Consider the following 24,817-nt stretch of genomic DNA (forward strand, 5'->3'; position numbering starts at 1 on the left):
TTTTTTTGCGGATGCCGACATGACTGCCCTCAAGAACGACCGTTTCCTTCGTGCCCTGCTCAAGCAACCTGTGGACGTCACCCCTGTGTGGATGATGCGCCAGGCCGGTCGCTACCTGCCGGAATACCGCGCCAGTCGCGCCAACGCCGGCGACTTCATGAGCCTGTGCATGAACCCGGAGTTCGCCTGCGAAGTCACGATGCAGCCGCTGGACCGCTACCCGCAACTGGACGCGGCCATCCTCTTCTCCGACATCCTCACCATCCCTGACGCCATGGGCCAAGGCCTGTACTTTGAAACCGGCGAAGGCCCGCGTTTCAAGAAGGTCGTCAGCACCCTGGCCGATATCGAAGCGCTGCCGATCCCGGATCCGCACAAAGACCTCGGCTACGTGATGGACGCCGTGAGCACCATCCGCCGCGAGCTCAATGGCCGCGTGCCGCTGATCGGCTTCTCCGGCAGCCCCTGGACCTTGGCCACCTACATGGTCGAAGGCGGCTCGTCGAAAGACTTCCGCAAGACCAAGGCCATGCTCTACGACAACCCACAGGCCATGCACCTGCTGCTGGATAAGCTGGCGCAGTCGGTCACCGCCTACCTCAACGGCCAGATCATGGCCGGTGCGCAAGCGGTGCAGATTTTCGACACCTGGGGCGGCAACCTGTCGGCGGCGGCGTACCAGGAGTTTTCCCTGGCCTACATGCGCAAAATCGTCAGCGGCCTGATCCGCGAACACGAAGGCCGCAAAGTGCCGGTAATCATGTTCACCAAGGGTGGCGGCCTGTGGCTGGAAAGCATTGCCGACGCCGGTGCCGATGCGCTGGGCCTGGACTGGACCTGCGATATTGGCGAAGCCCGCCAGCGCGTGGGCAACCGCGTCGCCCTGCAAGGCAACATGGACCCGACCGTGCTGTATGCCAAGCCGGAAGCGATCCGCAGCGAAGTCGGCCGCATCCTCGCCAGCTACGGCAAAGGCACTGGGCACGTGTTCAACCTCGGCCATGGCATCACCCCGGAAGTGAACCCGGAGCATGCGGGTGCGTTCCTGCGCGCGGTGCATGAGTTGTCGGCGCAGTATCACGAATAATTGTTGCCCAATGAAAAACGCCCGGTTTATCCGGGCGTTTTTATTTGAGTTGGGCGGACGTAAGGTGCTTGTAATGTCCGTTATTGCGGACATAATCACGGTATCTATCTTAAAAGTCCGTTCTGGGTGACATCATGTTGCTGGTTAATCCACCTGAGCTGGGTGAAAGAATACGGCAACTGCGTCGCGCCAAGGGCTATAGCCAAGCGCAACTGGCGGACCGTGCCAAGTGCAACCGCAAGACCATCATGGATCTTGAAGCGGGTGAAAATGTCGCGATGTATACCGTGTTCAGGGTGATTTCTGCCTTGGGAATGGCACTCGAAGTCGTCGATAAACGCATTGATCTCAAATCCCTGGCTGATCTGGTGGAGCACGATGAGTAGAGTCAAATTGCTCAACGTTGTCACCCCTCAGGGACATTCAGGCGAATTGTCCAAGGGCTCGCAGTTTGCGTTTTCCTATGTGTCTGCTGATGCCGAGCGTGAGGCATCGCTGGTCATGCCCTACGACCCGACGCCTTCAGTCAGCAATGTGCTGCATCCGATTTTCGATATGAACGTACCAGAAGGTTTTCTGGCCGATCAGATCAAGCGACGGATGGCTAAACACATGCAGGTGGATGAGATGCGCCTGTTGTCGATCATCGGTGGGAACCAGATTGGACGGCTGACGTACCAGAATCCTGCCGAGGCGTCGGTTCCCGTACAGGCTCAGGTAGGGCTCCAGCAAATACTGTCAGCCGACAGCTCTCAACACGTATTTGAATTTCTGGTAGAGACGTATTTCGAGTCGGGCATTTCCGGCGTGCAGCCCAAGGTGCTGGTACCCGATCTGGACAAGCTCGCGGGCAACCGCAAAACCATGCTCAGTTCTGATCTGATCGTGAAATCTGGCGCCGATGAGTACGCTCACCTGGCCCAGAACGAATTCCTCTGCATGGAAGCTGCCCGAATAGCGGGCATGGAGACACCGCCTTTCTGGTTGTCCGAAGGAGGCGATCTGTTTGTCATGGAGCGCTTTGACCTGACACCCTCGGGGCGGCTTGGTTTTGAAGACATGGCCGTGTTGTTGGGGCTCAACAAAGATCCCCATGACAATTACAAGTACTCCCAGAGCTACGAAACCCTCGCTGCGGTCATCAACCACGTGTGCGCGCAAGGTGAACCGCTGCGTGAACTTGAGCGGTTTTTCTCTTCGGTTTGCTTGTCGGTCATGGTGCGTAACGGTGATGCTCACCTGAAAAACTTTGGTGTGATCTATACCCATCCGGGAGCCCGCGAAACGGTACAAATGGCGCCGGTATTCGATGTCACAACGACCACCGTGTATGAGCATTACAATCCCAAGTCCGGTCGTTCATTGGTTGATCGCACCCTGGCAATCAAAATGAACAAGACGAAGGCTTACCCAGACCGTCAGCAACTAATGGAGTTTGGTCGTAAGTACTGTGCGGTGGAGAAGCCGAGTGTGATCATCGAGCGAATCGCAGAGGCGATGTCCGAGGCGCTCGGTACGCATCAGGCGCGCATCGACGTCGAACTGTTTTCGGCGATGCAAGCTGAGTGGGACGGGGGACGTGCCATGGCGCTCCATGACTCGGTGTCCACTGGGATGAAGCGAAAACCTGTGGTGAAAAAACCGCGATGAAGCGGTTTTTTCTTTAACACAACGTTATGCCGTTACCTGTCCCAACGGCGGCAACTTCGCCAACTTCAACGCCACCAGCAACGCGCCGATCAGCAGCGCGATGATGAACGCCCCAATCCCATTCCACCCGGCAAAATGCCAGAAGAACCCGCCCGCTGTCCCGGCAATACTCGACCCCACGTAGTAGCAGAACAGGTACAGCGACGACGCCTGCCCCTTGGCTTTCACCGCGCGGCGGCCGATCCAGCTGCTGGCTACCGAGTGGGCGCCGAAGAAGCCGAAGGTGAAGATCAGCATGCCCGGCACCACCAGCCACAGCGGGGTGAACAGGGTCAGGGCCATGCCGGCCAGCATCAATACGATGGTGCCCCACAGCACGCGGCGGCGGCCGAGGCGGTCTGCGAGGGAGCCGATTTTTGCCGAGCTGTAGATGCCCGAGAGGTACACCAACGACAGCAAGCCGACCACGGCTTGGCTCAGGTCGTAGGGATCGGCCAGCAGGCGATAGCCGATGTAGTTGAACATCGTCACGAACGCGCCCATCAGCAGGAACGCTTCGAGGAACAGCCAGGGCAGGCCTGCGTCCTTGAAGTGCATGACGAAGCCATCCACCAGGCTGCGCGGCTTGAGGCTGGTGGCGCGGAAGTTGCGCGATTCGGGGAGGATTTTCCAGAACACGGTTGCGGCGATCAACGCCAGGGCGCCGATGATCAGCATAGCGGTGTGCCAACTGACGAAGTCGATCAACACGCCGATGATCAGGCGCCCGCTCATGCCGCCAATCGCGTTGCCGCCGATGTACAAACCCATGGCCAGGCCGATGTGCTGCGGATGGATCTCCTCGCTCAGGTAGGTCATCGCCACGGCGGCCAGGCCGCTCAGCGACAAGCCCACCAGTGCACGCATGAACAGGATGCCTTCCCAGGTCGGCATCAGACCGCTGGCGATGGTGGCTAATGCGGCGCAGAACAGCGCGGAGACCATCACCGGCTTGCGCCCCAGGCGGTCGGAAATCGGTCCGGTGATTAACAGGCCACAGGCGAGCATCGCCGTGGCCACCGACAGGATCAGGCTGCTTTGTGCCGCATTGATGGAAAATTCGTGGGACAGCGCCGGCATCATCGGCTGCACGCAATACAGCAGCGCAAAGGTGGCGAAACCACCGGAGAACAGCGCCAGCACCGTGCGCATGAACATCGGCGTGCCTTTTTCGATGAACTCGTCATTGAGCTGGGCCACCACTTCATCCAGGGCGGTAGGCGGTACGTCTTGAGCGAGTGGAGCGACAGCAGCTTTCAAGGGGACCTCGGGGAGGAAGAGCGTGCCAGGACAGGCAATGCAAAAAAGAATATAGCTCCCTAATGATTCTTTCCAATATATTGTTCGACCTGTTTGATAGCTTTGACGACCTAATGAGGCTCCCATGGAATTGCGTCACTTGCGGTACTTCATCGCCGTCGCCGAAGAACTGCATTTCGGCCGGGCCGCGCAGGTGCTGGGCATCTCGCAACCGCCGCTCAGCCAACAGATCCAGGCGCTGGAACAGGAGGTGGGGGCGCGGTTGTTTGAGCGTACCAATCGTCGGGTCGAACTGAGCGAGGCGGGGCGGTTGTTCCTGCACGAGGCGCGATTGGTGCTGGCACAGGTCGACAAGGCGGCGGACGTAGCGCGCCGGGCGCAGTTGGGTGAACTGGGTGAATTGAAGATTGGCTTCACCTCGTCGGCGCCGTTCAACTCCAGCATCCCCCAGGCGATCTTTGCGTTTCGCCAGGCGTTCGCGGCGGTGCATCTGAACCTGCAGGAGATGAGCAGCACCGAAGTGGCCGAGTCGCTGGTGGATGAGTCGATTCAGGTAGGGCTGATGCGGCCGCTGCCGTTGCCGGATTCGCTGAGTGTGGTCGAGTTGATGCGTGAGCCGCTGGTGGCCGTGTTGAACGCCGGTCATCCTTTGGTGGAGGGCAGTGAACGGGGCTTGCACCTGGCGCAACTGGCGCAGGAACCGTTTGTATTTTTCCCACGCACCTACGGCAGTGGTCTCTATGCCCAGTTGCTCAGCCTGGCGCGTGACGCCGGCTTCAGCCCGCACTTTGCCCAGGAGGCCGGGGAGGCGATGACCATCATCGGCCTGGTGGCGGCGGGGTTGGGCGTGTCGGTGCTGCCGGCGTCATACCAGCGCATCCGCATTGATGGCGTGGTCTATCGCACGTTGCTGGACCAGGAGGCGATGACGGCGGTGTGGCTGGTGCAACGCAAGGGCGTGCAGACGCCGATGGCAGAGGCGTTTGTGGAGTTGTTGACGCGCAAGGCTTCCCAATAGCTTCCGGCAGGCAGGTTGTTGTGGCGAGCGGGCTTGTTGTGGTGAGCGAGCTTGCTCGCGCTGGGCTGCGTAGCGGCCCCAAAGATCTTGGGAGCGCTTCGCACTCCAGCGCGGGACAAGCCCGCTCACCACAACAGCCCGCTCGCCACAGGTATTGCGTTAGTCGTCAGATCGGCACTTTGCCACGAGTTGCCCCAGGGATGTTTTCAGGCATACTGCCCACGTTCCCGAAAGGGGCTTGTGAGACTCTGAGGATCCTGGGCAACCAGCAATCGCAGAGCCAGGCAGGAGGCGGCGATGACAAGCCAACCTGTTTGTGAAGAGGGCGCCGAAAGGCGCCCTTTGTCGTTTCTGTAGAGCCTGAGTTCGTTTTACTTGGTGGTGCCGGTTTGTTCAAACAACTGCGCCGCCGACCCCGCCTCATTCACGCCATTGCTGCGCAACCCCGCCATGATGTCGCTATCCAGGTTGTTCACCCAGCGGTTGTAGTTGCGATGGATCTTGCCGTCCTTGTAGCCCAAGTCGCGGCTGTCGCGGTAGGTGATGGCGTAGCTGTTGCGGGTGTAGCGGATGTCGATGGCTGCGTAGTATTGGTTACGCACGTTGATTTCGGCTTGCACCAGTTGCGGGCTCAGGCGTTGTACCGTCCATTCGCGCTTTTGCAGGGCGTTGACGATCACCGTTTTCATTTTTTCTTCGCTGACCTGGGCGTCGACCGGCAGGTCGTGCTGGGTGTTGAGGACCGGCTTGTTGGTGCAACCGGCGGTGACCAACAGGGCCAGGGTGATCAGGGTGACGCGTAGCAAGGAAGACATTCCGTATTCTCCAATCGATTTAAAAGTCAGGACCAGCGGCGGAAGATCAGCGAGGTGTTGACGCCGCCAAAGGCAAAGTTGTTGTTCATCACGTAGTCGTGGTGCATCTCGCGGAACTCACCTTGCAGGTAATCCAGCTCGCCGCATTGCGGGTCGACGGAGTCCAGGTTGAAGGTGTGCACGTACTGGTTGCGGTTCATCATCTCGATGCTGAACCACGACTCCAGCGCGCCGCACGCGCCCAAGGTGTGACCGAGGAAACTCTTCTGCGAGCTGATAGGCATGCGGCTGCCGAACAGGCTGCTGGTCGCCAGCGTCTCGGCAATATCGCCTTGGTCGGTGGCGGTGCCATGCCCGTTCACGTAGCCGATAGCGGAGGGCTCCAGCCCGGCATCTTCCAGGGCCAGTTCCATGGCGCGGCGCATGGTTTTCTGTTCCGGGCGCGTGGTGTGCTGGCCGTCGGCATTGCTGCCGAAGCCCACCAGCTCGGCGTGGATATGTGCACCACGGGCCAATGCGTGTTCCAGTTCTTCAAGCACCAGCATGCCGCCGCCTTCGCCGATCACCAGGCCGTCGCGGCCGCTGTCGTAGGGGCGTGGGCTGGTCTGCGGCGCGTCGTTTTTCAGGCTGGTGGCGTAGAGCGCGTCAAACACCATGGCTTCGGTGGGGCACAACTCCTCGGCGCCACCGGCGAGCATCAGCGGCAGACGGCCGAACTTGATCGCCTCATAGGCATAACCAATGCCCTGGCTGCCGCTGGTGCAAGCGCTTGATGTAGGGATCAGCCGCCCGGTCAGGCCAAAGAAGATGCTGATATTCGCCGCCGTGGTGTGCGGCATCATGCGCACATAGGAGTTGGCATTTAGCCCCTCGGCCACCGAGTTCAGCAGCATGTTGCCGAACGCCTTGATCTCGTCAGTGCTGCCGGTAGACGAGCCGCAGGCCACGCCCATGCGCCCGTCCTTGATCGACTCATCGCCGAGCAAGCCCGCGTCCTGCAACGCCTGCTCCGCCGCCCACACCGCCAGGCGCGAGACCCGGCCCATGCTGCGCAGTTGCTTGCGCGTCCAGTGCGCGGGCACGACAAAATCGTCGATCGGGCCGGCCAGACGCGTGTTCAGTTCGGTAAAGCGGTCCCACTCATCCATGCGCCGGATGCCGCTGCGGTTGGCGCGGAAGTTGGCGGAAATGGTCGCCCAATCGCCGCCCAGGGAAGTCATGCCGGCCATGCCGGTCACTACGACGCGTTTCATCAGCACAGGCCTCCATTCACGGCCAAGACCTGGCGCGTGATGTAACCGGCTTCGGCCGACATCAGGAAGTTCACTGCACCGGCCACCTCTTCCGGCGTGCCCATGCGTTGCGCCGGGATCATCTTCATCAGTTCTTCCACCGGCACGTTTTCATCCAGCATGGCGGTGTCGATCAAGCCGGGGGCGACGCAGTTGACGGTGATCTTGCGCTTGCCCAGCTCGATGGCCAGGGCCTTGGCGGCGCCGATCAACCCGGCTTTAGAGGCGCTGTAATTGACCTGGCCGCGATTGCCGATCAGCCCGGAAACCGACGTAATGCAGACGATGCGCCCGGCGGCGCGACGACGAATCATCGGCATCATCACCGGGTGCAGCACGTTGTAGAAACCGTCGAGATTGGTACGCATCACCACGTCCCAATCGTCTTCCGACAAGGCCGGGAAGGCGCCGTCACGGGTCAGGCCGGCGTTGAGCACCACGCCGTAATAGGCGCCATGTTGCTCTACATCGGCTTCAAGAATTTCCTTGCACGCCGCGCGATCCGCCACATCGAATTGCAGCACCCGCGCCTTGCGGCCCAGGGCTTCAACCTCGGCCTGTACCGCCTCGGCGTCGCTACGGCCGCTGCGGCAATGGAGCACGATGTCATGCCCGGCCTGCGCCAGGCGCAGGGCGATGGCGCGGCCGATGCCACGGCTGGAGCCGGTGACCAGTACGGATTCAGTCATGGCGTTACGTCCTTCGATTCATCTAAATAGGTGGCCGCCTGGGGCGGTCGAAATACATTCAAGCGGGCGCTGGCCTGGATCCCATCACCGGTCAGGTGGCATTCGAACACTCCCATGCCGTTGTCGTCTTCCAGGGAGCGCAGGCCGTGGATCTTCAGCTCGGCGCCCGCCGGGAAGTGCTCCACGTTGCATTCGAACTTACGTGTGCCGAGCAGGAAGCCCAGTTCCACCGCTTCACCTTTCTGGCGCGCGCGGCAACCGGCGTAGGCGGCAACACTTTGCGCCATCAACTCGATGCCGACCCAGGCCGGCAGGCTGCCGTCCGGGCGGTTGAACAGGCCGCCGGGTTTGACGCTGACGCGGGTGTGGATCTGCTCTTCATCGAACGACAGCACCTGGTCGATCAGGATCATGTCGCCCGCATGGGGCAGCAGTTCAGCGAGTGGCCAAGCAATCATGGGGCCCCTCCGATAATCAGGCTGACGTTGTTGCCGCCGAAGGCAAATGAATTGCTCATCAGGCAGCGCTTTCCCAGGGTTTCCGAGGCCTGCGCCCACTGCAAGGCGGGCAGGGCCGGGTCGGCCTGGCCGTCCCACACGTGGGGCGGGACACGGTTGTGAGCCAGGCTCAACCAACAGAACGCCGCTTCCAGCGCACCGGCTGCGCCCAGGGTGTGGCCGCTCATGGGTTTGGTCGATGAGCAGGCCACGCCGTGCGGAAACAGGCTGGCGACGGCCAGGCTTTCCATGGCGTCGTTATGTTGGGTGGCGGTGCCGTGCAGGTTCAGGTAGCCGATCTGCTCAGGCTGCAATCGGGCGCTGGCCAAGGCCTTGCGCATCGACTGCAACGCGCCTTTGCCGGTGGGCTCGGGCGCGGAGATATGGTGAGCGTCGCAACTGGCACCGCTGCCCAACAGGGCGATGGGCGCGGGTTCCTTGCTCATCAGGAACAGCACGGCCGCTTCGCCGATGTTGATACCGTTGCGGTTCACCGAGAACGGATTGCAGCGCTCGTTCGACACCGCTTCCAATGAGCTGAAACCGTTGAGGGTCAGCTTGCACAGGCTGTCGACGCCGCCGCAGATCACCGCATCGCACACACCCAGGTCCAGCAGGCGCTGGGCACTCATCAAGGCGCGGGCGCTGGAGGTGCAGGCGGTGGAGATCACATAGGCCGGGCCGCTCAGTTGCAGCCAGTCGGCGAGGAAATTCGCCGGGGCGCTGAGTTCCTGCTGCTGGTAGTCGTAGTCACCGGGGAACTGGTGTTCCCGCAGAAAATGCGCGATGCCCCGACTGGCTTCGTCGATGCCCGAGGTGCTGGTACCGAGTACAACGCCGACGCGCGATGCGCCGTAGGTGTGGATCGCCTGGCGGATATCGCCCTCAATCTGCAACGCCGCTTCCAGCAGCAACTGGTTATTGCGGCTGCTTTGCTGGCCCAGTTCGGCGGGGATGGTCGCCAACTCGCCGTGCACACCGGCTACCGGCAACACGCGTTCCGGCACCCAGCCGCTTTCGGCGCGCATACCGGAGCAGTCGCCGGCAAACAGGCTGCGGCTGACTTCATCCTGGCCTCGGCCTAGGGCGCAGATCACGCCCAGGGCGTTGAGGTAGGCGCTCATCGGGCGGCCCCGAGCGGCGTGATGCGGTAGCTCAACGGCTGGCCGGTCATGTTCACGCTGAAGACCTCGGACGATTGATACACGATCTGCCAATGCCCCGGCAGGGTGCGCGTCAGGTCCATGGCCTGGGCGCTGGGGTAGAGCGCGCGCACGTCGTCCGCCGACGTCAGGGCAAACAGCAACGCGGCAAACAGCTCGCGCGCCTGGGGATTAGGCGGCAGCAAGCCGTCGGCCTGCCACTCGCCATCGATCAGTTTTTGTCGGGCCTGTGGGATGCCCAGCGGGTCCATCATCGACCAGCGAATGCCGCCGCTTTCGCGCTGGATCACCAACAGCCAGTCCTGGCTCTGCCCGTCGGCCAGGCGCTGCACATGCAATTGCAGCGGCAAGGCCAGGGTCGGGGTTTTCTCCGGCAGCGGCGGTTGGCTGGCGCAGGCGCTCAGCAGCAACAGGCAACCGATCAACAGCATGCGCATCATGGGGCAGCGCTCGTCAGAGGTTTGCGTGCCACGCAGTTGACCAATGTTTCCTCGCGCTGGCCCACCGGCGGCGCCTTGCGCAGGCCCCAGCGTTCCAGCAGGCCGAAGTCGCTGGAGCGGCTCCACCACAAGTACGGGTACGAGACGTTCTGCGGGCCAAATTCAAAGCCCTGCTCACGAATCATCTCCAGGTACTCCTCGGCGCTTTTCTGCACATGCATCGGGTGGCGGAATAGCCAGCGAATCACCCAGGTGTCGATATAGGCTTCGGTGGATTCGGCAAACAGCAGATAACCGCCCGGCTTGAGCACACGGTAGAACTCTTTGAGTGCGCGATGTTGCTCGACCAGATGGTGGAAGGTCTGGTGGCAGAACAGGATATCGACGCTGGCGTCCGGTACTTGCAAGGTCGCGCAGTCGCTGCCGATCAGCTCGATGGCCAAGCCTTGGCGCTGGGCTTCTTCACGGCTCAGCTTCAGGCTGTGCGGGTCGGCGTCCAGGCCGATCAGGCGCTCGGGGGCGAACACCTGCTGCAAGTACTGGAACGACTTGCCCTGGCCACAACCGGCGTCGAGCAATACCGGCGCCTCTGGCAAGGGGTCGGTAAACAGGCTGCGCAGGTCGTTGATCGCCACGCGCAGCACATGGTGCTGCCAGGTGTGGCTGCGCAGGAACCAGAAGCCGAACTTGGTTTCCTCGACGTAGTTTTTACTCAGGTACTGGCTAGTCATACCGGCTCACTCGCACAAATCTCCGACAACATCCGCAACCGCCGCTTGGGCTCGCTGACAAACGGGTTGCGCTCATCCCACGCGTAGCCGGCGAGGATCGAGCAGATCATCCGGCGAATCTCCGGCGAGCTGTCCGGGTGATAGATCACATCCTGGAACGTCCCGGCATACCAGCCCTCGACGTAACAGCGGAAGGTGTCCACGCCGCGTTTCAAGGGCACTGCGAACTCGCTTTCCCAGTCGACGGTTTCGCCCTTGAGCTGACGGTGCAACACAGCGGCTGCCATGCTCGCCGAACGCATGGCGATGGTCACCCCGGAAGAAAACACCGGGTCGAGAAATTCCGCCGCATTGCCCAGCAAGGCAAAACCCGGCCCGTGCAGGGTTTTGACGTTGGCTGCGTAGCCGCCGAGGGTGCGCGCCGGGGTATCCCACACGGCGTTTTGCAGCACGCCGGCAAGGCTTGGGGTTTCATTGATAAAGCCGCGCAGGCAGGCGTCGAGGTCGCCATCACGGCCGTCGAAATGCTCCTTGGCCGCGACCACGCCCACCGAGCAACGCCCGTTACTGAACGGAATGGTCCAGAACCAGATATCACGCTGGGTGGGATGGGTGGTCACCAGAATCTTGCTGCGATCAAAACCTTGATGTTCGATGCGGTCTTCGACGTGGGTGAACACCGCCTGGCGTACGGGGAAGTCGGACGGCAGATCCAGGTCCAGCAGGCGCGGCAGCACGCGGCCATAGCCGCTGGCGTCGAGCACAAACTTGGCCTTGAGGTGGTACTCGGTGCCGTTCTCGCGGCGTACGTGCAGGTAACGGGATTCGCCCTGGAAGTCCACGCCGACGATGGTTTCGCCGTAGCGGATCTCCACGCCTTGCAGCGCGGCTTGATCGGCCAGCAACTTGTCGAACTCGCCGCGCTGCACCTGGAAGGTGGTCGGCTTGCCATTGCTGAAAGTGTCACTGAAATCAAATGCGCTGTAGCGCTCGCCCCAGGCGAACGCGGCGCCGGTTTTCAGCTGGAACCCCGCGGCCTGCACGGCGTCGAGCATGCCGGCTTCTTCGATGAAGTCGATGCAGTGGGACAGCAGGCTTTCGCCAATCGAGAAGCGCGGGAAATGCTGGCGCTCGATGATCAATACATCATGCCCTTTGCGCTTTAACAGCGCGGCGGCGATGGCCCCGGACGGACCGGCACCGATCACCACCACCTGGCGACGTTCCATTTCAACTGTGGGCACGAGGGCTCCTTGCCACATTGGCGATAATCACATTCATAAGGCGTGTTTCTGTTGCCCGGCCCAGGGTGCCAGCATAAAGCTGAATGCCAGGCCCAGGCTGACCGATAAGCCGAAATTGCTCACCGCCGGTGTACTGGACACCGCCAGCAGCCCAAACGACAACCAGGTCGTCAGCGCTGCCAACAAGGTTCCCAAGAGACTGACCGCAGGACCGCCGATTTGCTCGCGCATCAGGATCGCGTAGTCGACGCTGATGGCCGTGACCAACAGCAGGCCGAACAGGCTGAATAGCGTCAGCGGTTGGCCGAGCCAACCGAGGCTGGCCAGGCTGCACAGGGCTGCCAGCAGCGGCAAGGCGACGATGCGCAAGGCCCCGCCGAAACCGAACGGCAGGATCAGCAGCAACACGATCAGCACGCAAGACATCAACTTCAATTCAGCGGCGCTGATCTGCGTGTCGGCGAACACCCGGTTCAAGTCGCCCAATCGGTCGACCAATTGCACGCCCGGCAAGTCCAGCGCCTGTACACGCAGCAAGGCGGGGTTGTTCAAGCCTTGCAGGCTGACCATGGCCGCCACGCCGCCCTCGACCTTGCCGAGCCACAGCGTGCGCCAAGGTTCGGCCATTGGGCCGGCCAGCGCGGCGTCGATGTCTTGGGTGGGCAGCGCTTGCAGGTGCGCGACTTCGGCTTGCAGGGCGCTGGTGGGCACGCCGAGGTCCAGCAGCGGCTGCCAGTGTTGCGCCAGGTTGTTCAGCGCATCACGCAGTTGTTGCTGTTCGGCGGGCTGGCTGACCAATTGATTGAGCGCCAGGTAGCCCTGGAGCTTGTCCATGTTCACCAACTGATCCAGGCGCTGCGCCAACGCGCTCTGACGCTCCAGCAGCTGTTGCTGGTTGTCCGCCCGCACCAGGAAGAACTGGCTGGTGGGTTGGAACCCGGTAATTCGCGCCACGGCCTGCGCCTCTTGCAGCAACTGCGGTGGTGCGCCGATCCATTGGCGGATATCGTTTTTGCTGTTCAGGTGCCACAGGCCACCGGCGCAGAACAGCAGCACCAGGGCCAGCAGGACCGCGCTCGGCACGCGCTTGAGCAGCGATTCGCGCACCAACCACAGGCATTCGGCGATGCGTAGCGGCCATTGCGCCGGGCGCAGTTCGACGCCCTTGAGCAGCGCCGGCAGCAGGCACACGGCGGACAGGTAGGCACCGACCAGGCCGGCGGCTGAGAAGATGGCGATTTGCGTCAAGGCCGGGAACGGCGTCCAGGCCAGCGCCAGGTAGCCGATGCAACTGGTCGCCAGGCTCAGGCTCAACCCCGGCAAGGTGATGCGCAACGCCGGCCAACTGCGCCACGGGTTCATGCTCCAGCTTTTCGACAGGTAGTGCAGCGGGTAATCCACCGCAACGCCGATCAGGCTAGAACCCAGCACCAGCGTCATCACATGCATATGGCCGAACAGCGCCACACAGGCCACCGCGCCAAACAGCATGCCCACCAGCACCGGCACAAAGGCCAGAAATACGCGCCAGCGGCGGAAGGCGAGCAACAGCAACAACAGGATGCCGACGGTTGCGCCGCCGCCGACCCAGGTGATTTCCCGCGTGGCTTGCTGCTGACCATTGGCGGCGTAGAGCAAGCCGCTGGCGGCGAGTAATTGCGCGCCGTGTTCGCTGGCTTGCTCGCGACTGGCCTGGAGCAAATCCGCCACTTGCAGCGGCAGTTTCATGTCGAAGGCATTGCCGGTGGTGCGCGCACGCAGCAGCACCCAGCTCTTGCTGTCGGCATCGGCGATCAACGCGCCGCTGCCGATATCCAGCTGAACCGAGCCGTGCTGCGGCTGGCTGTTCTGGATGCGCCCGGTGAGGCCCAGCCAGTCGTCCTGGCTCGGCACCAGGCTGAACCCCGTGAAGGGATCGAACAGCGCTTGCACGCGCTGTTGGATAAACGTGTCGGGCTGTTCGATCAACTGCTCGCGGTCCTTGGCCGAGAGCATCGCCAGGCGCCCGCGCAGCAATTGCTCGCGCAGTGCCGGCAAGTCGGCTTGCAGGTTCCATTGCACTTTTTCAAACAGCCCGCTGGTTTGCCAGCGCTCGCCCAATTGTTGCGCGACGGCCACGGCTTGCTGGCGGTCGGCATGGCCCACCAGCACCAACATCTCGCGGTTCAACGGTTCCTGCATGCGCTGTTCGGCTTGCTGTTCTAGGGCGTCCGGCGTGTTGCCCGGCACCAGTTCCATCAGGTTGGCCGACAACGGCGCGCCATGACGCCACTGCCAGCCGGCCAGGGCCAGCACGGCCACCAGCAGGATCAGGAACAGGCGTGGTAACAGGCGCTCACTGGGCAAAGTCGTGTTGCTCCGCTTCGCTCAGGGGTTGGCTGGCGGTGCTGTCCTGCATGCGCAAAACAGTGCTGTCGCCTTGGGTTTCCAGCAGTTCGATGGTCTGCACCAAGTCGCCGCCGTCGATGTTGATCTGGGTGAACACCTGCTTGAGCAACAGTGAACGCGGGATCAGCGTGAGCTTCCATTGTTTCGCCTCGCCTTGCAGCTGCAATTCGAAGTCACGCTGCAAGCCGCTGCTGTCGCCCTGGAGCACGGCGAGGAACAGGCGATTCTGCTCGGCGCCGGCGCTCTTGTTCGGCAGCAGTTGCCAGCCATTGGCGTCACGGCGGGCGATGCCCTGGGCGCTGATGCGGTAGTCCTGTTGCAATGGGGTTTTCAGCAGCCACAGCAGGCCGTGGTCTTTCGCCAGCACAAAGGTGCCTTTGCTGACCAAGGGCTGGGGCAGGGCGCGCAGGTGTTTTTCCTGGGTGAAGCTGCCGTGGATCACGCTGGGTTTGGCCAACTGCTCGCTGAGCTGTTGCAGATCGAAGGCGTGGGCTTGCAGCGACAGCAGCAGCGCACCCAGAAAGGTGATCCATTTCATGAAAGGGCCTTTTCGACGGCGTCGGTGAATACTTTGGGCGAGGCCAACTGCATCTCGCGGCTGGCGATTTCCACTGCCACTTGCACGGTGCTGGCGCGGGTCAGACGCTCGCCGCTGGCCAGGTCAGTGATCAGGTAATTGACCTTCAAGCGGTTCTCCCACTCCACCAGGCTGGCGCGCACGTTGAGGGTCTGGCCGAACACCGCGCCGCGTACGTAGCGTAGCTGCATGTCGATCACCGGCCAGGCATAGCCGGATTCGAGCATCGCGGTGTAGTTGTGACCGATCTTGTCCAGCAACGCGCAGCGCGCGACCTCCAGGTACTTCACGTAATGCCCGTGCCACACCACGTTCATGGTGTCGACGTCAAAAAACGGCACGAGGATTTCAGTGTCGCACTGCAGCACGCCCTGGCTACGCATGCAGCCTCCAGTGTTGCTCGGCAATGCGTTGCAGGCACAGGCGCAGTTCGCCTTCGAGGGCGCGGTCTTCGATGACAGGTGGGAAGTCCTTGGCCAGTTCTTCGTGCATTGCTGCCAATGCGGGTGGCAACGGTCGCGCATCTTCGGCCTGGGCGCGCAGCCACACGCCTTGGTTGGCGGCGAGCAGCGTGGCAGCGGCGACCTGTTCGGTCAGCTCCAGCACGCGGATCGCATCGCGGGCGGCGATGGTGCCCATGCTCACTTTGTCCTGGTTGTGGCACTCGGTGGAGCGCGAGAACACGCTGGCCGGCATGGTGTTTTTCAAGGCTTCGGCGGTCCAGGCGCTGGTGCCGATCTGCACGGCCTTGAAGCCGTGGTTGATCATGGCGCGGTCGGCTGGCGCGCCGGACAGGTTGCTCGGCAGGCCGTGGTTGTAGCGCACGTCCACCAGCAACGCGAGCTGGCGGTCGAGCAGGTCAGCGACGTTGGCCACCAGGGTCTTGAGGCTGTCCATGGCGAAGGCGATATGCCCGCCGTAGAAATGCCCACCGTGCAGCACGCGTTCTTCCTCTGCGTCGATGATCGGGTTGTCGTTGGCGCTGTTCAGCTCGATCTCGATGAACGAGCGCAGCCAGTTCAGGCTGTCGGCCAACACGCCAAGGACGTGGGGCGCGCAGCGCAGCGAGTAACGATCCTGCAGGCGATGCAACGGCGCGGTCGGCGCGTCGATGGCCAGGTCCTTGCGCAGCCAGGCGGCGACTTGCATCTGCCCAGGGTGCGGCTTGGCGGCGAACAGTCGCTCGTCGAAGTGTTCCGGGTTGCCTTGCAGCGCCACCACGTTCAGCGCGGTGATGCGCGTGGCCAGTTGCAGCAGGTAGTCGGCGCGGGCAAAGGCCAGGCAGGCCAGGCCGGTCATCACAGCGGTGCCGTTCATCAGCGCCAGGGCTTCCTTGGGGCGCAGCACCAGCGGTTCCCAGCCCAGCTCGCGGTGCACGTCGGCGGCTTGGCGGCGTTCGCCACGGAACATCACTTCGCGTTCGCCGGACAGGGTCGCGGCCACGTAGGACAGCGGCGTCAGGTCACCGCTGGCGCCTACCGAGCCTTCTTCCGGGATCAGCGGCAGCACGTCGTGTTCGAGGAACGCCTGCAGACGCTCCAGCAATTCCACGCGCACCCCGGACACGCCGTGACAGAGCGACTGCAAACGCGCCGCCAGCACGGCGCGGGTGGCCTGGGCGTCGAGCAGCTTGCCCAAGCCGCAACCGTGGAAGGTGTACAGATGACGCGGCAACGCTTCGACGTGCTGCAACGGCACCGCCACCACGCACGAGTCGCCGTAGCCGGTGGTCACGCCGTAGATCACGCCTTCCTTGTCCAGCAGCGAGTCGAGGAACTGCGCGCCCTTGGCGATGCGCTGGCGATAGGCGGCATCGTCCTGCAATTGGGTCGGCGCCTGACGGTTGGCCAGGGCCAACACGTCTTCGATGCGCAAAGCGCGTTCGCCAAAGGTTACCGGCTCAAGATGCGTCGTCATCGGTCTTCCAGAAAGGGTAAAAGTTGAACCATTGTTGGGGCGCTTCCAGGCAGAACTGGCCCAGGCGTGCCGCGTAGCGCGCGGTCCACAGGGCTATGACCTGCTCACGGGTGTTGCGTTTCCATTCGATCAATTCAGCGAAAGGCTCAATGCTCAGGCGATAGCGGCCGTTGTGCTTGAGGCACATCAGCAGGTTTACCGGGCATTTGAGCAGGCCGGCCAGCAGCCACGGGCCTTGGGGGAAGGCGGCGTCATGGCCGAGGAAATCCACGCGCACCGTACGCCCGCCGTGCAGTGGCACGCGGTCGCCGGCGATGGCCAGCCATTCACCGTCGTCCAGGCGCTGGCTGAGCAGCAGCATGGTGGCCGGGTCCAACTCGCTGACCTGGATCAGGCGCAAATGGGTCGCCCCGGCTTCGCCCAGCAGGCGGTTGAATTGCTCGGCGTGCTTGGTGTGCACCAGCACATTCATGGTGACCTGCTCGCCTATTTCGGCAAGGGCGCGACACACTTCGAGGTTGCCCAGGTGCGCGCCCACCAGCATCTGCCCGCGCTCGCCGCGCAGTTGCCCGCGCAATTGCGCCGGGTCGTTGATCTCGATCTGCTCCAGGCGCAGCTTACCGTTCCACACGTCGAGTTTGTCGAGCAGCGAGTCGGCAAACGCCATGAACTGGCCGAAGACTTTCCAGTGGCTGGGGCGCAGCTCGTCGCGCCCGCTCCAGTCGGCCAGGCGCTGCTGGTACTGCCAGGCGCTGCGGCGCGCGGTGCGACCGAACAGGAAGAAGTACAACACGATGCCGTACAGCACCGGGCTCAACAGGCGGCGGCCAAGGACCTTGGCGGCGAAGGCGGTGAGTTTCATCAGCCAATAGCTGCCGCGTTCCTCGCGGTCGGCCCAGTGTTTGCCGCTGTCGCTCATGCCTGCCACCGTCGCCACAGGATCATCGGCGCGCGCACCAACATGCCGAAGAACAACCGGGTGTGCATGGCCGAGATGCGTACGTTGTCGCGGAACAGCCGGAAGTGCGACAGGCCGTCAGCGGGGTAATGCACCTGGGTCGGCAGCCAGCGCATCGGCTGGTTGCGCCAGGCCAGGCGCACCAGGATGTCGGAGTCGAAATCCATGCGTGTTCCGATGTAGGCCGAGTCCATCAGCGCCAGCACCGGCGCCAGCGGGTACACGCGAAAGCCGCACATCGAGTCGCGGATCTGCAGCGACAAGGTGTTGATCCACACCCACACGTGTGTCAGGTAGCGCGCGTACAGGCGGCCTTTGGGCACGCTGTCGTCGTATTCGGGGTAGCCGCAGATGATCGCGTCCGGGTGACGGCGCGAGGTGTCGAGGAAGGTCTCGACTTCGCGCAGATCGTGCTGGCCGTCGGCGTCGACTTGCAGGGCGTGGCTGAAGCCCAGGCGTGCGGCCTCGCGGAAACCGGCCATGACGGCGCCGCCTTTGCCCTGGTTGGTGGGCAGGGTCAGCAGGGTGACGTTTTCCAAGGTAGCCAGTTGCGCCAGCACGGCGGCGCAGGCCGGGCTGCTGCCATCGTCCACCAGCAGGCAGGGCAGGCCACTGTTCAACAGACTCCGGACCACGGCGGGCACGGCGGCTTCGTGGTTGTAGACCGGGATCAGGGCGCAGGGGTTATGCATGCGCGGCCTCCAGTAAAATCCGGCCGCTGGAACAGGCCGCCACACCGTTGCGATAGGCGAAATACAACTTGCCGCGTTCCGCATCAAACCGCAGGTGCAGTTCGATCGCATCACCCGGCCGCACCAGTTGCTGGAACTTGAGCACTTCCATCCCGGCAAACGTTGCCGGTAAATCGAGCAGTTGCTGGCCCAGGTTGAACGCCCATTCCACCTGCACCACGCCCGGCAATACTGGGGTGACCGGAAAGTGCCCGCTGAAATAGGCCAGGTCTGGCGGGACGCTCAGTTGCAAGGTCCATTCGCCATCGGCTTCGACCTGCTCCAGTACTTCCGGGGCTTTCGGTCGTGGTGCTAACAAGAGCGCTTCGACCTGCGCCTGGGGCAGTTTGCCTTGGCTGTTCAGCGGCAACTGTCTCAGTAAACGCCAGCGACGCGGCAGCGCCAGGGCTTCGCAATGTTGGCTTAAGTGTTGGCGCAGGGTTTGGGTGAGCGTGCGTCGGCCCTGATTGCGCAAGGCATGCAGGCCTTCGGCACTCAGCACCACCAGGGCACCCAGGGATGCGCGGTTTTCCTGCACCACACCCAGGCGCGTTTCCGCGACCCACGGGTGAGTCATCAATGCGTGTTCCAGCATGGGCAGGGAGATGCGTTTTTCTTCCAGCTTGACGATGCGATCCAGGCGCCCGAGCAACTCGAAACGGCCATCGGCATGGATGCGCGCGGCGTCGGCGGTCTGTTCGACATGCCCTTCAGGCAAATACGGTGAAGCGATGCGCAAGGCGCCGTCGGCGTCCTGGCTCAGGTGCACGTCGGCAAACGGTTGCCAAGGCTGCGCACCCTGGCGCCAGGCGATACCGCCGGTTTCCGAACTGCCGAGGATTTCTGTGGGCCATTGTTGCAAACGGTCGTACAGGCTGCCGGCGGCTTCCACCGGCAATGCGCCGCCGGAGGAAAATACCCGTGACACCTGGCTCAGCGCCGGCCAGTCGAGATTGTCGCCCATGCGCTTGAGCAACGCCGGGCTGGCGACCCAGGCGAACCGGGCATGCTCGCGGCTGGCGCGCTGCAAGTCTTCTGGGAAGGCCAGTTGCTTGCGCACGAAAGTGCGGCCGGCGCACAGCGGCCACAACACACGAAATAGCAAACCGTAGATATGCTGGGTGGCGACGCTGCCGATGATGCAGGCGTCCTTAAGGTCCGGTCCCCACAGCGTTTCCAGGGCTTCGACCTCGTTGGCCAGCTGGCGCAGGGTCTTGTCGATGCGCTTGGGCTCGCCGCTGGACCCGGAGGTGCACAGGCTCAGGTCGCAAGCGTCCAGATCGAGTGCGGCAGCGGTCAGTGGCGCCTGGTACAGCGTGTCCAGGTCTGTCGCTTCGGTCAGCCAGGCATCGACGGCCTCGTCCCAGCGTTGGCGGGTCTGAGGTTGCAGGTCTGCGGGCAGCAACACGCTGACCCCGGCGCGCCAGGCGCCCAGCAGGGCAATCGCCAGCAGGCCGGCATCTTCCAGGTACACGGCCAGGCGCTGGATGCCGCGCGCTTGCAGGCCTGCGGCCAGGCTCAGGGACTGCGCCCACAACTGGGCATGGTTCATTGCAGGTTCGGTGGTGACCGGACGCTGTTCCAGCGGCTCAAGCAACAAGTGCTCAAGTTTCAACCCATTCATACGCGGCCTCGAACCCTTTGTCGTACCAGCCATTCCACGGCAAACAACAACCCCATCAGCCCGTAGGCGATCAGGCCGTTGTACAACGTCCACCAGCTCAGCGGCGCCCACAGGGTGAGGGCGGCGGCGAGCAGGCCATTACACAGAAAAAACACGCTCCACACCACGGTGACCTGGCGGGTATACACAATGGCATGCGGGGGCAGCACCGGATTGGTCATGCGCGCCAGGCGCTCGACCATCGGCGGGCCGTATTTGAGGCTCAAGCCAAACAACGCCAGCATGAACCCGCTGACCAGGCTCGGGTACCAGCGCAGCAAGTGCGGGTTGTCGAACCAGGCCAGCAGCAGGCAGAACACGATCACCGCCACTGCCATCCAGCGGGCGCCGGGGCGTCGCGCACCGGTCAGAGCGCGCAGCAGCCACAAACTGCCGAGCAGCAGGCCGAATTGCCACGGCGCAAAGTGTTCGGTGCCGTAATACACCGCAAAGGGGTACAGCAGCCCCGCCAACAACAGGCCAAGGCCGATCAGCCGGCTCATGCGGCAGGCGTGACCAGACGGTACACCGCCTCAACCACGTCGTTGACGGTGCGCACGGCCTTGAATTCTTCGGCGGCGATCTTCTTGCCGGTCTGGCGCTTGATGTGGTCGATCAAGTCGACGGCGTCGATGCTGTCGATTTCCAGGTCCTGGTACAGGTTGGCGTCAAGGGTGACGCGTTCCGGCGGCAGTTCAAACAGTTCCACCAAGGCGTCGCGCAAGGTGTTGAAAATATCGTCACGAGTTTGCATGGTCCGGTCTCAAGCTGCCTGTCTGGCCGTGACGAACGCCGCAAGGCTGGCCACGTTGGTGAAGTGATTGCGGGTGTCCTTGGCGTCGGCATCGATCTTGATACCGTACTTTTTCTGGATCGCCAGGCCCAATTCCAGGGCGTCTACCGAATCCAGGCCGAGGCCTTCGCCGAACAGGGTCTGCTCGCTGCCGATGTCGTCGACGCTGATGTCTTCCAGGCCCAGGGCCTCGATGATCAGCGTCTTTATGTCGTGCTCAAGGCGGTGTTGGTCGCTCATCTTCGGCGAGCTCCTTAGTAAAATAGTGGTGCAGGTAATCGTTGAGCTTGCGTGAGGCCTGGGGCGCGGGCCCCTTTGATGCGAACGCCTGTGGTTCTATATCGGCACCCACCCGCAAACTGAAGTGCACGCGGCATTTTGGGATGCGATACCAGGGTTCGGCCTTGGTCAGCGTAGTGGGGCTGACCTTGATCACCACGGGGGTGATGATTGTCGCACCGCGCAGTGCAATGGCGGCGCCGCCGCGATGAAAGGCAGGCGCCGCGCCGGGTGTGGTGCGGGTGCCTTCGGGAAAGATGATCAGGGTCTGGCCGCCGCGCAGGGCATCCGCCGCCGCATCAAGCATTTCGGCGCTGCCGTCGTTGCTGATATAGCCCGCGTCGCGCACCGGCCCACGGGTGAAGGGGTTCTGCCACAGGCTTTGCTTGACCACGCAATTGGCCTGGCGCACCAGGCCGATCAGGAACACCACGTCGATCAACGACGGGTGGTTGGCGATGATCATCTGGCCTGGGCGGCCGAGGTTTTCCGCGCCTTCGACGCTGTAGGTGAGCACGCCGGCGCGCTGCATCAGCCGAATGAAGAACCAGAACAGCCAACTGATCGTGTGGCGGGCGCGGTTGCGGTGTTTGGCAGCGTCCCCTGGCAGGCAACTGAGCAACGGAAACACCAGCAAACGCAGGCACAGGCCGCCGAAGCCGAACAGCGCGAAGCTGGCGGCGGTGGCGAACAGACGCCAGTAGTAGGCGTCCCGTGGTTTTTCTTTCAGGGCTTGCGTTGCCAATTCCATACACGGTTCTTCCAGGCATGTTGGCAGGCGACCTGTTCGGTGAGCAGGGTGCGCAGCAGGTTCAGGGCGTGGGGCCACTGGGTTTGAGTGGGTTGGACAGTGCCGCTGTTCAGTTCCAGCTGCCACTCGTCGCCCGGCGTCAGCAGCAGGCCAAGGGCGTAGGGAAACGGCACGTCGACAATCCAGCTGGCGTAGGCCTCGGGCGGCTGTTCTTCGGTGATCACCAGCAATACGGCCGGGGCACCTTCGTTGAGCAGGGCGGCGGCTTCGAGCATGCCGTGTTCCAGTCCGTCACCTGCGGCGGCGAGGGCGGTCATTTCGCTGGTTTCATTGCGCAGGATCGACCATAGGCCAATCACCGCGTTGTGCACTGACAGGCTGAACTGGGTCGGCGACAGCGGCTGGTCGTTGGCCAGGTCACTGAGGATGTCGAGGGTGCGCGGGGTCTCGCCATGCCGGGAGACAAACACCAGCGGCAGGTCCTGCAAACCCTCGGCCAGTGGCCAACCCACGCTGAACGCCATGCGCGCCAGGCGACTCAGACGGCGGCGCTGCATGGCCGGCAGGAACGACACATCAGGGCAGGCATCGCTGGCAGGCAGCAACACCGGGGCTTGGCACCAGGCGCGCCAGTCGTCCACGCTATCGAGCCCTGGGGCCCAGGCGCGCCATTGGGCGATGTTGAAGTTGATCACTGAGAAGTTATCCCGCCCCTGCGGGCTTCCATGTGCGGCTTTTGGCCCCGAATACCGGGACAGGGAGCAATAGCCGAATGGCGCGCATTATCCCGGTGCCGTGGGGTTCTAGCAAACTTTGGTAAAGATTTGTGCACGGTTGATTACAAAATAGTGGAAAGGATTTACAGATTGTCCTTTACCAGGGGACTGATTGGATTGTCGGACCGTTCTTTTTAATCTGTCGGCTGCGTATGACAGGCAGGTCGCCGATCGGCCGTGATGCAGCAGTGCATGGATGAACGAGGTAGCTAACAGGCGCTTTTGCCCTCTACACTCGGACATTCATTGATACACGGAGGTTTTTCCATGCGGCGTGTGGTGTTCAATCAAAAAGGCGGCGTTGGCAAGTCCAGCATTGCCTGCAACCTGGCGGCAGTCAGCGCCAGCGAAGGTTATCGAACCCTGTTGGTGGACCTCGATGCACAAGCCAACTCAACCCAGTACCTCACCGGGTTGACCGGCGACGATATCCCAATGGGTATCGCGGATTTTTTCAAGCAAACCCTGTCTTCCGGGCCGTTTTCCAAGAAGAACAAGGTGGATATCTACGAAACCCCGTTCGACAACCTGCACGTCATCACTGCAACCGCAGAGTTGGCCGACCTGCAGCCCAAGCTTGAGGCCAAGCACAAGATCAACAAGCTGCGAAAGTTGCTGGATGATCTGAGCGAGGATTACGACCGGATCTACCTAGATACACCGCCAGCTCTGAATTTTTATGCGGTTTCGGCGCTGATTGCCGCTGATCGTGTGTTGATCCCTTTCGATTGCGACAGCTTTTCGCGCCAGGCCCTGTATGGCCTGCTGGCGGAAATCGAAGAATTGAAGGAAGACCACAACGAAGGCCTCGAAGTGGAAGGCATCGTGGTCAACCAGTTCCAGGCCCGCGCGAGTTTGCCGCAGCAGATGCTGGACGAATTGATTGCCGAAGGGTTGCCGGTATTGCCGGTGTACCTGGCCAGCTCCGTGCGCATGCGTGAGTCGCACCAGGAGAGCAAGCCGCTGATCCACCTGGATCCACGGCATAAGCTGACGCAGCAGTTTGTGGAGTTGCATAACCTGCTGGAAAACGCGTGATTGATGTCGATCCTTCTTACAGGGGGTGTAGGAAGGGTCTGGCTATAGGGGTTAAGCCTTGTAACGTTGCCTACAGGTACTCCAGAATCCGCTGGCTTGTGCGTCTGGATGGGCTTCTCTTAAGGTTCTCGGGCCACTGAATTCTCAGTGGTCGGGTTTAGTAGCCCGTGTTGAGACGTACAGCAAAATCGTCGATCAGGACCTTCCTGAATTTGATGGTGGCTGTACGGAGGGCGCTCTTGAGCGCGCCGGTTGCGTCTCCCGGTCTACTAACCTGCGTACAGCTGCCACCCCCGTTTAGTAGCGGTCGGTTGCGGCTCCTGCTCGGAGACGATCCATGGTTAACCTTTATACCGTCACCCCCAACCTCCCCACCGAAACCCTCGTCCTCAACAGCTACGAAACCTTCTCCTCCGTCCGCACCCTGTTGCTCAACCTGTCCAACGACCTCACCGGCGAACACCGCGACGTGGCACTGGCGATCCACCAATTGAGCGAACTGGGTGTACTGCTGGTCGGCCAGATGATGGACCGTGAAGCCCCGGTGGCTCACACCCCCTGACTGCGCAACCAGCTCATCAACTGCGGCAACGGAAACGCACCACTCTGGCGTGCCACTTCGCGGCCGTTCTTGAACAGAATCAAACTGGGAATCGAGCGAATCCCCAACTGCGCCGACAACTGCTGATTGGCCTCGCTGTCCAGCTTGGCCAACCGGCACTTGCCCGCCAACTGCCCAGCCGCCTGTTCGAACACCGGCGCAAACGATTTACACGGCCCACACCAGTCGGCCCACACATCCACCAGCAACGGCAAATCGCCTTTGACCTGGCTGGCGTAGTCGCCTTGCTTCAGCTCAAACGGTTTGTTCAGTAAAACCGGCTGCTTGCAGCGCCCGCATTTGGGCGCATCGCCCAGGCGTTCGCCGGGGATGCGGTTGAGGCCGTTGCAGTGGGGGCAGGGGATTACAAGTGGTTCGGACATGGTGAAGCTCCAACGAAAGCAGTCAGTGAAGCTCAAT

28 protein-coding genes are annotated in these 24,817 nt (G+C 62.4%); 6 read left to right on the forward strand and 22 right to left on the reverse strand.

Features of this window, described 5'->3' with window-relative positions:
• Positions 1 to 19 precede the first annotated feature (19 nt).
• The 3 genes from hemE to H096_RS09180 all read left to right on the forward strand — a co-directional run bounded on the left by hemE (position 20) and on the right by H096_RS09180 (position 2,737).
• Positions 20 to 1,087, forward strand: coding sequence for a uroporphyrinogen decarboxylase (gene hemE / locus H096_RS09170; protein ID WP_033897765.1), 1,068 nt, complete (start codon positions 20 to 22; stop codon positions 1,085 to 1,087).
• A gap of 134 nt (positions 1,088 to 1,221) precedes the next feature.
• Complete coding sequence (locus H096_RS09175; RefSeq protein WP_033897766.1) at positions 1,222 to 1,473, forward strand: helix-turn-helix domain-containing protein; 252 nt, start codon at positions 1,222 to 1,224, stop codon at positions 1,471 to 1,473.
• Positions 1,466 to 2,737 (forward strand): type II toxin-antitoxin system HipA family toxin, encoded by a 1,272-nt coding sequence (locus H096_RS09180; protein ID WP_033897767.1) that lies wholly within the window; start codon positions 1,466 to 1,468, stop codon positions 2,735 to 2,737. The genes H096_RS09175 and H096_RS09180 overlap by 8 nt, the downstream gene beginning before the upstream one ends.
• Positions 2,738 to 2,761: 24 nt before the next feature.
• Here H096_RS09180 and H096_RS09185 read toward each other — a convergent pair whose 3' ends face one another.
• Positions 2,762 to 4,036, reverse strand: a complete 1,275-nt coding sequence (locus H096_RS09185) for an MFS transporter (RefSeq protein WP_082461496.1) — start codon at positions 4,034 to 4,036, stop codon at positions 2,762 to 2,764.
• A 124-nt stretch (positions 4,037 to 4,160) separates the two neighbouring features.
• Between H096_RS09185 and H096_RS09190 the strand changes: the two genes are divergently transcribed.
• Entirely contained in the window at positions 4,161 to 5,054 is an 894-nt protein-coding gene (locus tag H096_RS09190; protein WP_033897769.1) for a LysR family transcriptional regulator, read from the forward strand.
• A gap of 371 nt (positions 5,055 to 5,425) precedes the next feature.
• On the opposite strand, the gene H096_RS09195 is transcribed toward H096_RS09190, so the two are convergent.
• From H096_RS09195 to H096_RS09290, 20 genes are read right to left on the reverse strand one after another with little or no spacing between them, the layout of a single operon-like run.
• Positions 5,426 to 5,869 (reverse strand): hypothetical protein, encoded by a 444-nt coding sequence (locus tag H096_RS09195; RefSeq protein ID WP_033897770.1) that lies wholly within the window; start codon positions 5,867 to 5,869, stop codon positions 5,426 to 5,428.
• A gap of 26 nt (positions 5,870 to 5,895) precedes the next feature.
• Positions 5,896 to 7,122 carry a beta-ketoacyl-ACP synthase gene (locus H096_RS09200; protein WP_033897771.1) on the reverse strand — a complete coding sequence of 409 codons (1,227 nt, stop codon included), beginning with the start codon at positions 7,120 to 7,122 and terminating at the stop codon, positions 5,896 to 5,898.
• Positions 7,122 to 7,850, reverse strand: coding sequence for a 3-oxoacyl-ACP reductase FabG (gene fabG / locus H096_RS09205; RefSeq protein ID WP_033897772.1), 729 nt, complete (start codon positions 7,848 to 7,850; stop codon positions 7,122 to 7,124). Before fabG ends, H096_RS09200 begins: the two co-directional genes overlap by 1 nt.
• Positions 7,847 to 8,308: a hotdog family protein gene (locus H096_RS09210; protein WP_033897773.1), complete on the reverse strand. Its 462-nt coding sequence runs from the start codon at positions 8,306 to 8,308 to the stop codon at positions 7,847 to 7,849. Before H096_RS09210 ends, fabG begins: the two co-directional genes overlap by 4 nt.
• Positions 8,305 to 9,471 carry a beta-ketoacyl-[acyl-carrier-protein] synthase family protein gene (locus tag H096_RS09215; RefSeq protein ID WP_033897774.1) on the reverse strand — a complete coding sequence of 389 codons (1,167 nt, stop codon included), beginning with the start codon at positions 9,469 to 9,471 and terminating at the stop codon, positions 8,305 to 8,307. The genes H096_RS09210 and H096_RS09215 overlap by 4 nt, the downstream gene beginning before the upstream one ends.
• Entirely contained in the window at positions 9,468 to 9,950 is a 483-nt protein-coding gene (locus tag H096_RS09220; protein WP_033897775.1) for a hypothetical protein, read from the reverse strand. The genes H096_RS09215 and H096_RS09220 overlap by 4 nt, the downstream gene beginning before the upstream one ends.
• On the reverse strand, positions 9,947 to 10,681 hold the full coding sequence (locus tag H096_RS09225; protein WP_033897776.1) for a class I SAM-dependent methyltransferase: 735 nt from the start codon (positions 10,679 to 10,681) through the stop codon (positions 9,947 to 9,949). The genes H096_RS09220 and H096_RS09225 overlap by 4 nt, the downstream gene beginning before the upstream one ends.
• Positions 10,678 to 11,925, reverse strand: coding sequence for an NAD(P)/FAD-dependent oxidoreductase (locus tag H096_RS09230; protein ID WP_191983000.1), 1,248 nt, complete (start codon positions 11,923 to 11,925; stop codon positions 10,678 to 10,680). The genes H096_RS09225 and H096_RS09230 overlap by 4 nt, the downstream gene beginning before the upstream one ends.
• 33 nt (positions 11,926 to 11,958) lie before the next feature.
• Positions 11,959 to 14,271, reverse strand: coding sequence for an MMPL family transporter (locus H096_RS09235; protein ID WP_033897778.1), 2,313 nt, complete (start codon positions 14,269 to 14,271; stop codon positions 11,959 to 11,961).
• Positions 14,261 to 14,851 (reverse strand): outer membrane lipoprotein carrier protein LolA, encoded by a 591-nt coding sequence (locus H096_RS09240; protein WP_033897779.1) that lies wholly within the window; start codon positions 14,849 to 14,851, stop codon positions 14,261 to 14,263. Before H096_RS09240 ends, H096_RS09235 begins: the two co-directional genes overlap by 11 nt.
• Entirely contained in the window at positions 14,848 to 15,273 is a 426-nt protein-coding gene (locus H096_RS09245; RefSeq protein ID WP_033897780.1) for an acyl-CoA thioesterase, read from the reverse strand. The genes H096_RS09240 and H096_RS09245 overlap by 4 nt, the downstream gene beginning before the upstream one ends.
• Positions 15,266 to 16,807 carry an aromatic amino acid ammonia-lyase gene (locus H096_RS09250; RefSeq protein WP_033897781.1) on the reverse strand — a complete coding sequence of 514 codons (1,542 nt, stop codon included), beginning with the start codon at positions 16,805 to 16,807 and terminating at the stop codon, positions 15,266 to 15,268. Before H096_RS09250 ends, H096_RS09245 begins: the two co-directional genes overlap by 8 nt.
• Complete coding sequence (locus H096_RS09255) at positions 16,791 to 17,726, reverse strand: glycosyl transferase (RefSeq protein WP_016979211.1); 936 nt, start codon at positions 17,724 to 17,726, stop codon at positions 16,791 to 16,793. Before H096_RS09255 ends, H096_RS09250 begins: the two co-directional genes overlap by 17 nt.
• The gene (locus H096_RS09260) at positions 17,723 to 18,457 is read right to left on the reverse strand and encodes a glycosyltransferase family 2 protein (protein ID WP_033897782.1); all 735 of its coding nucleotides are present in this window, start codon (positions 18,455 to 18,457) and stop codon (positions 17,723 to 17,725) included. The genes H096_RS09255 and H096_RS09260 overlap by 4 nt, the downstream gene beginning before the upstream one ends.
• A complete protein-coding gene (locus tag H096_RS09265; protein WP_033897783.1) occupies positions 18,450 to 20,120 on the reverse strand; it encodes an acyl-CoA synthetase family protein in 1,671 nt (556 codons plus the stop codon). Before H096_RS09265 ends, H096_RS09260 begins: the two co-directional genes overlap by 8 nt.
• Positions 20,117 to 20,662: a membrane protein gene (locus H096_RS09270; protein ID WP_033897784.1), complete on the reverse strand. Its 546-nt coding sequence runs from the start codon at positions 20,660 to 20,662 to the stop codon at positions 20,117 to 20,119. Before H096_RS09270 ends, H096_RS09265 begins: the two co-directional genes overlap by 4 nt.
• Entirely contained in the window at positions 20,659 to 20,913 is a 255-nt protein-coding gene (locus H096_RS09275; RefSeq protein WP_016979215.1) for an acyl carrier protein, read from the reverse strand. Before H096_RS09275 ends, H096_RS09270 begins: the two co-directional genes overlap by 4 nt.
• Before the next feature lie 9 nt (positions 20,914 to 20,922).
• Positions 20,923 to 21,192 carry a phosphopantetheine-binding protein gene (locus tag H096_RS09280; protein WP_014716603.1) on the reverse strand — a complete coding sequence of 90 codons (270 nt, stop codon included), beginning with the start codon at positions 21,190 to 21,192 and terminating at the stop codon, positions 20,923 to 20,925.
• Entirely contained in the window at positions 21,170 to 21,982 is an 813-nt protein-coding gene (locus tag H096_RS09285) for a lysophospholipid acyltransferase family protein (protein WP_033897785.1), read from the reverse strand. Before H096_RS09285 ends, H096_RS09280 begins: the two co-directional genes overlap by 23 nt.
• Complete coding sequence (locus H096_RS09290; protein WP_033897786.1) at positions 21,958 to 22,677, reverse strand: beta-ketoacyl synthase chain length factor; 720 nt, start codon at positions 22,675 to 22,677, stop codon at positions 21,958 to 21,960. Before H096_RS09290 ends, H096_RS09285 begins: the two co-directional genes overlap by 25 nt.
• 348 nt (positions 22,678 to 23,025) lie before the next feature.
• On the opposite strand from H096_RS09290, the gene H096_RS09295 reads away from it, so the two are divergent.
• On the forward strand, positions 23,026 to 23,796 hold the full coding sequence (locus H096_RS09295; RefSeq protein WP_033897787.1) for a ParA family protein: 771 nt from the start codon (positions 23,026 to 23,028) through the stop codon (positions 23,794 to 23,796).
• A gap of 337 nt (positions 23,797 to 24,133) precedes the next feature.
• A complete protein-coding gene (locus H096_RS09300) occupies positions 24,134 to 24,358 on the forward strand; it encodes a DUF6124 family protein (RefSeq protein ID WP_033897788.1) in 225 nt (74 codons plus the stop codon).
• Here H096_RS09300 and trxC read toward each other — a convergent pair.
• A complete protein-coding gene (gene trxC / locus H096_RS09305) occupies positions 24,346 to 24,780 on the reverse strand; it encodes a thioredoxin TrxC (RefSeq protein ID WP_033897789.1) in 435 nt (144 codons plus the stop codon). The two genes, H096_RS09300 and trxC, sit on opposite strands and share 13 nt — an antisense overlap.
• Between the last annotated feature and the right edge of the window lie 37 nt (positions 24,781 to 24,817).

The organism is Pseudomonas sp. FH1 (assembly GCF_000510895.2).
Classification (GTDB): domain Bacteria; phylum Pseudomonadota; class Gammaproteobacteria; order Pseudomonadales; family Pseudomonadaceae; genus Aquipseudomonas; species Aquipseudomonas azotoformans_A.

Coding starts and splice junctions, on each gene's coding strand:
- H096_RS09275 (WP_016979215.1), bottom strand. CDS start 20,913: ATGCAAACTCGTGACGATATTTTCAACACCTTGCGCGACGCCTTGGTG.
- H096_RS09195 (WP_033897770.1), bottom strand. CDS start 5,869: ATGTCTTCCTTGCTACGCGTCACCCTGATCACCCTGGCCCTGTTGGTC.
- hemE (WP_033897765.1), top strand. CDS start 20: ATGACTGCCCTCAAGAACGACCGTTTCCTTCGTGCCCTGCTCAAGCAA.
- H096_RS09200 (WP_033897771.1), bottom strand. CDS start 7,122: ATGAAACGCGTCGTAGTGACCGGCATGGCCGGCATGACTTCCCTGGGC.
- trxC (WP_033897789.1), bottom strand. CDS start 24,780: ATGTCCGAACCACTTGTAATCCCCTGCCCCCACTGCAACGGCCTCAAC.
- H096_RS09265 (WP_033897783.1), bottom strand. CDS start 20,120: ATGAATGGGTTGAAACTTGAGCACTTGTTGCTTGAGCCGCTGGAACAG.
- H096_RS09280 (WP_014716603.1), bottom strand. CDS start 21,192: ATGAGCGACCAACACCGCCTTGAGCACGACATAAAGACGCTGATCATC.
- H096_RS09245 (WP_033897780.1), bottom strand. CDS start 15,273: ATGCGTAGCCAGGGCGTGCTGCAGTGCGACACTGAAATCCTCGTGCCG.
- H096_RS09295 (WP_033897787.1), top strand. CDS start 23,026: ATGCGGCGTGTGGTGTTCAATCAAAAAGGCGGCGTTGGCAAGTCCAGC.
- H096_RS09225 (WP_033897776.1), bottom strand. CDS start 10,681: ATGACTAGCCAGTACCTGAGTAAAAACTACGTCGAGGAAACCAAGTTC.
- H096_RS09180 (WP_033897767.1), top strand. CDS start 1,466: ATGAGTAGAGTCAAATTGCTCAACGTTGTCACCCCTCAGGGACATTCA.
- H096_RS09285 (WP_033897785.1), bottom strand. CDS start 21,982: ATGGAATTGGCAACGCAAGCCCTGAAAGAAAAACCACGGGACGCCTAC.
- H096_RS09300 (WP_033897788.1), top strand. CDS start 24,134: ATGGTTAACCTTTATACCGTCACCCCCAACCTCCCCACCGAAACCCTC.
- H096_RS09250 (WP_033897781.1), bottom strand. CDS start 16,807: ATGACGACGCATCTTGAGCCGGTAACCTTTGGCGAACGCGCTTTGCGC.
- H096_RS09240 (WP_033897779.1), bottom strand. CDS start 14,851: ATGAAATGGATCACCTTTCTGGGTGCGCTGCTGCTGTCGCTGCAAGCC.
- H096_RS09255 (WP_016979211.1), bottom strand. CDS start 17,726: ATGAGCGACAGCGGCAAACACTGGGCCGACCGCGAGGAACGCGGCAGC.
- H096_RS09220 (WP_033897775.1), bottom strand. CDS start 9,950: ATGATGCGCATGCTGTTGATCGGTTGCCTGTTGCTGCTGAGCGCCTGC.
- H096_RS09175 (WP_033897766.1), top strand. CDS start 1,222: ATGTTGCTGGTTAATCCACCTGAGCTGGGTGAAAGAATACGGCAACTG.
- H096_RS09215 (WP_033897774.1), bottom strand. CDS start 9,471: ATGAGCGCCTACCTCAACGCCCTGGGCGTGATCTGCGCCCTAGGCCGA.
- H096_RS09190 (WP_033897769.1), top strand. CDS start 4,161: ATGGAATTGCGTCACTTGCGGTACTTCATCGCCGTCGCCGAAGAACTG.
- H096_RS09210 (WP_033897773.1), bottom strand. CDS start 8,308: ATGATTGCTTGGCCACTCGCTGAACTGCTGCCCCATGCGGGCGACATG.
- H096_RS09270 (WP_033897784.1), bottom strand. CDS start 20,662: ATGAGCCGGCTGATCGGCCTTGGCCTGTTGTTGGCGGGGCTGCTGTAC.
- fabG (WP_033897772.1), bottom strand. CDS start 7,850: ATGACTGAATCCGTACTGGTCACCGGCTCCAGCCGTGGCATCGGCCGC.
- H096_RS09260 (WP_033897782.1), bottom strand. CDS start 18,457: ATGCATAACCCCTGCGCCCTGATCCCGGTCTACAACCACGAAGCCGCC.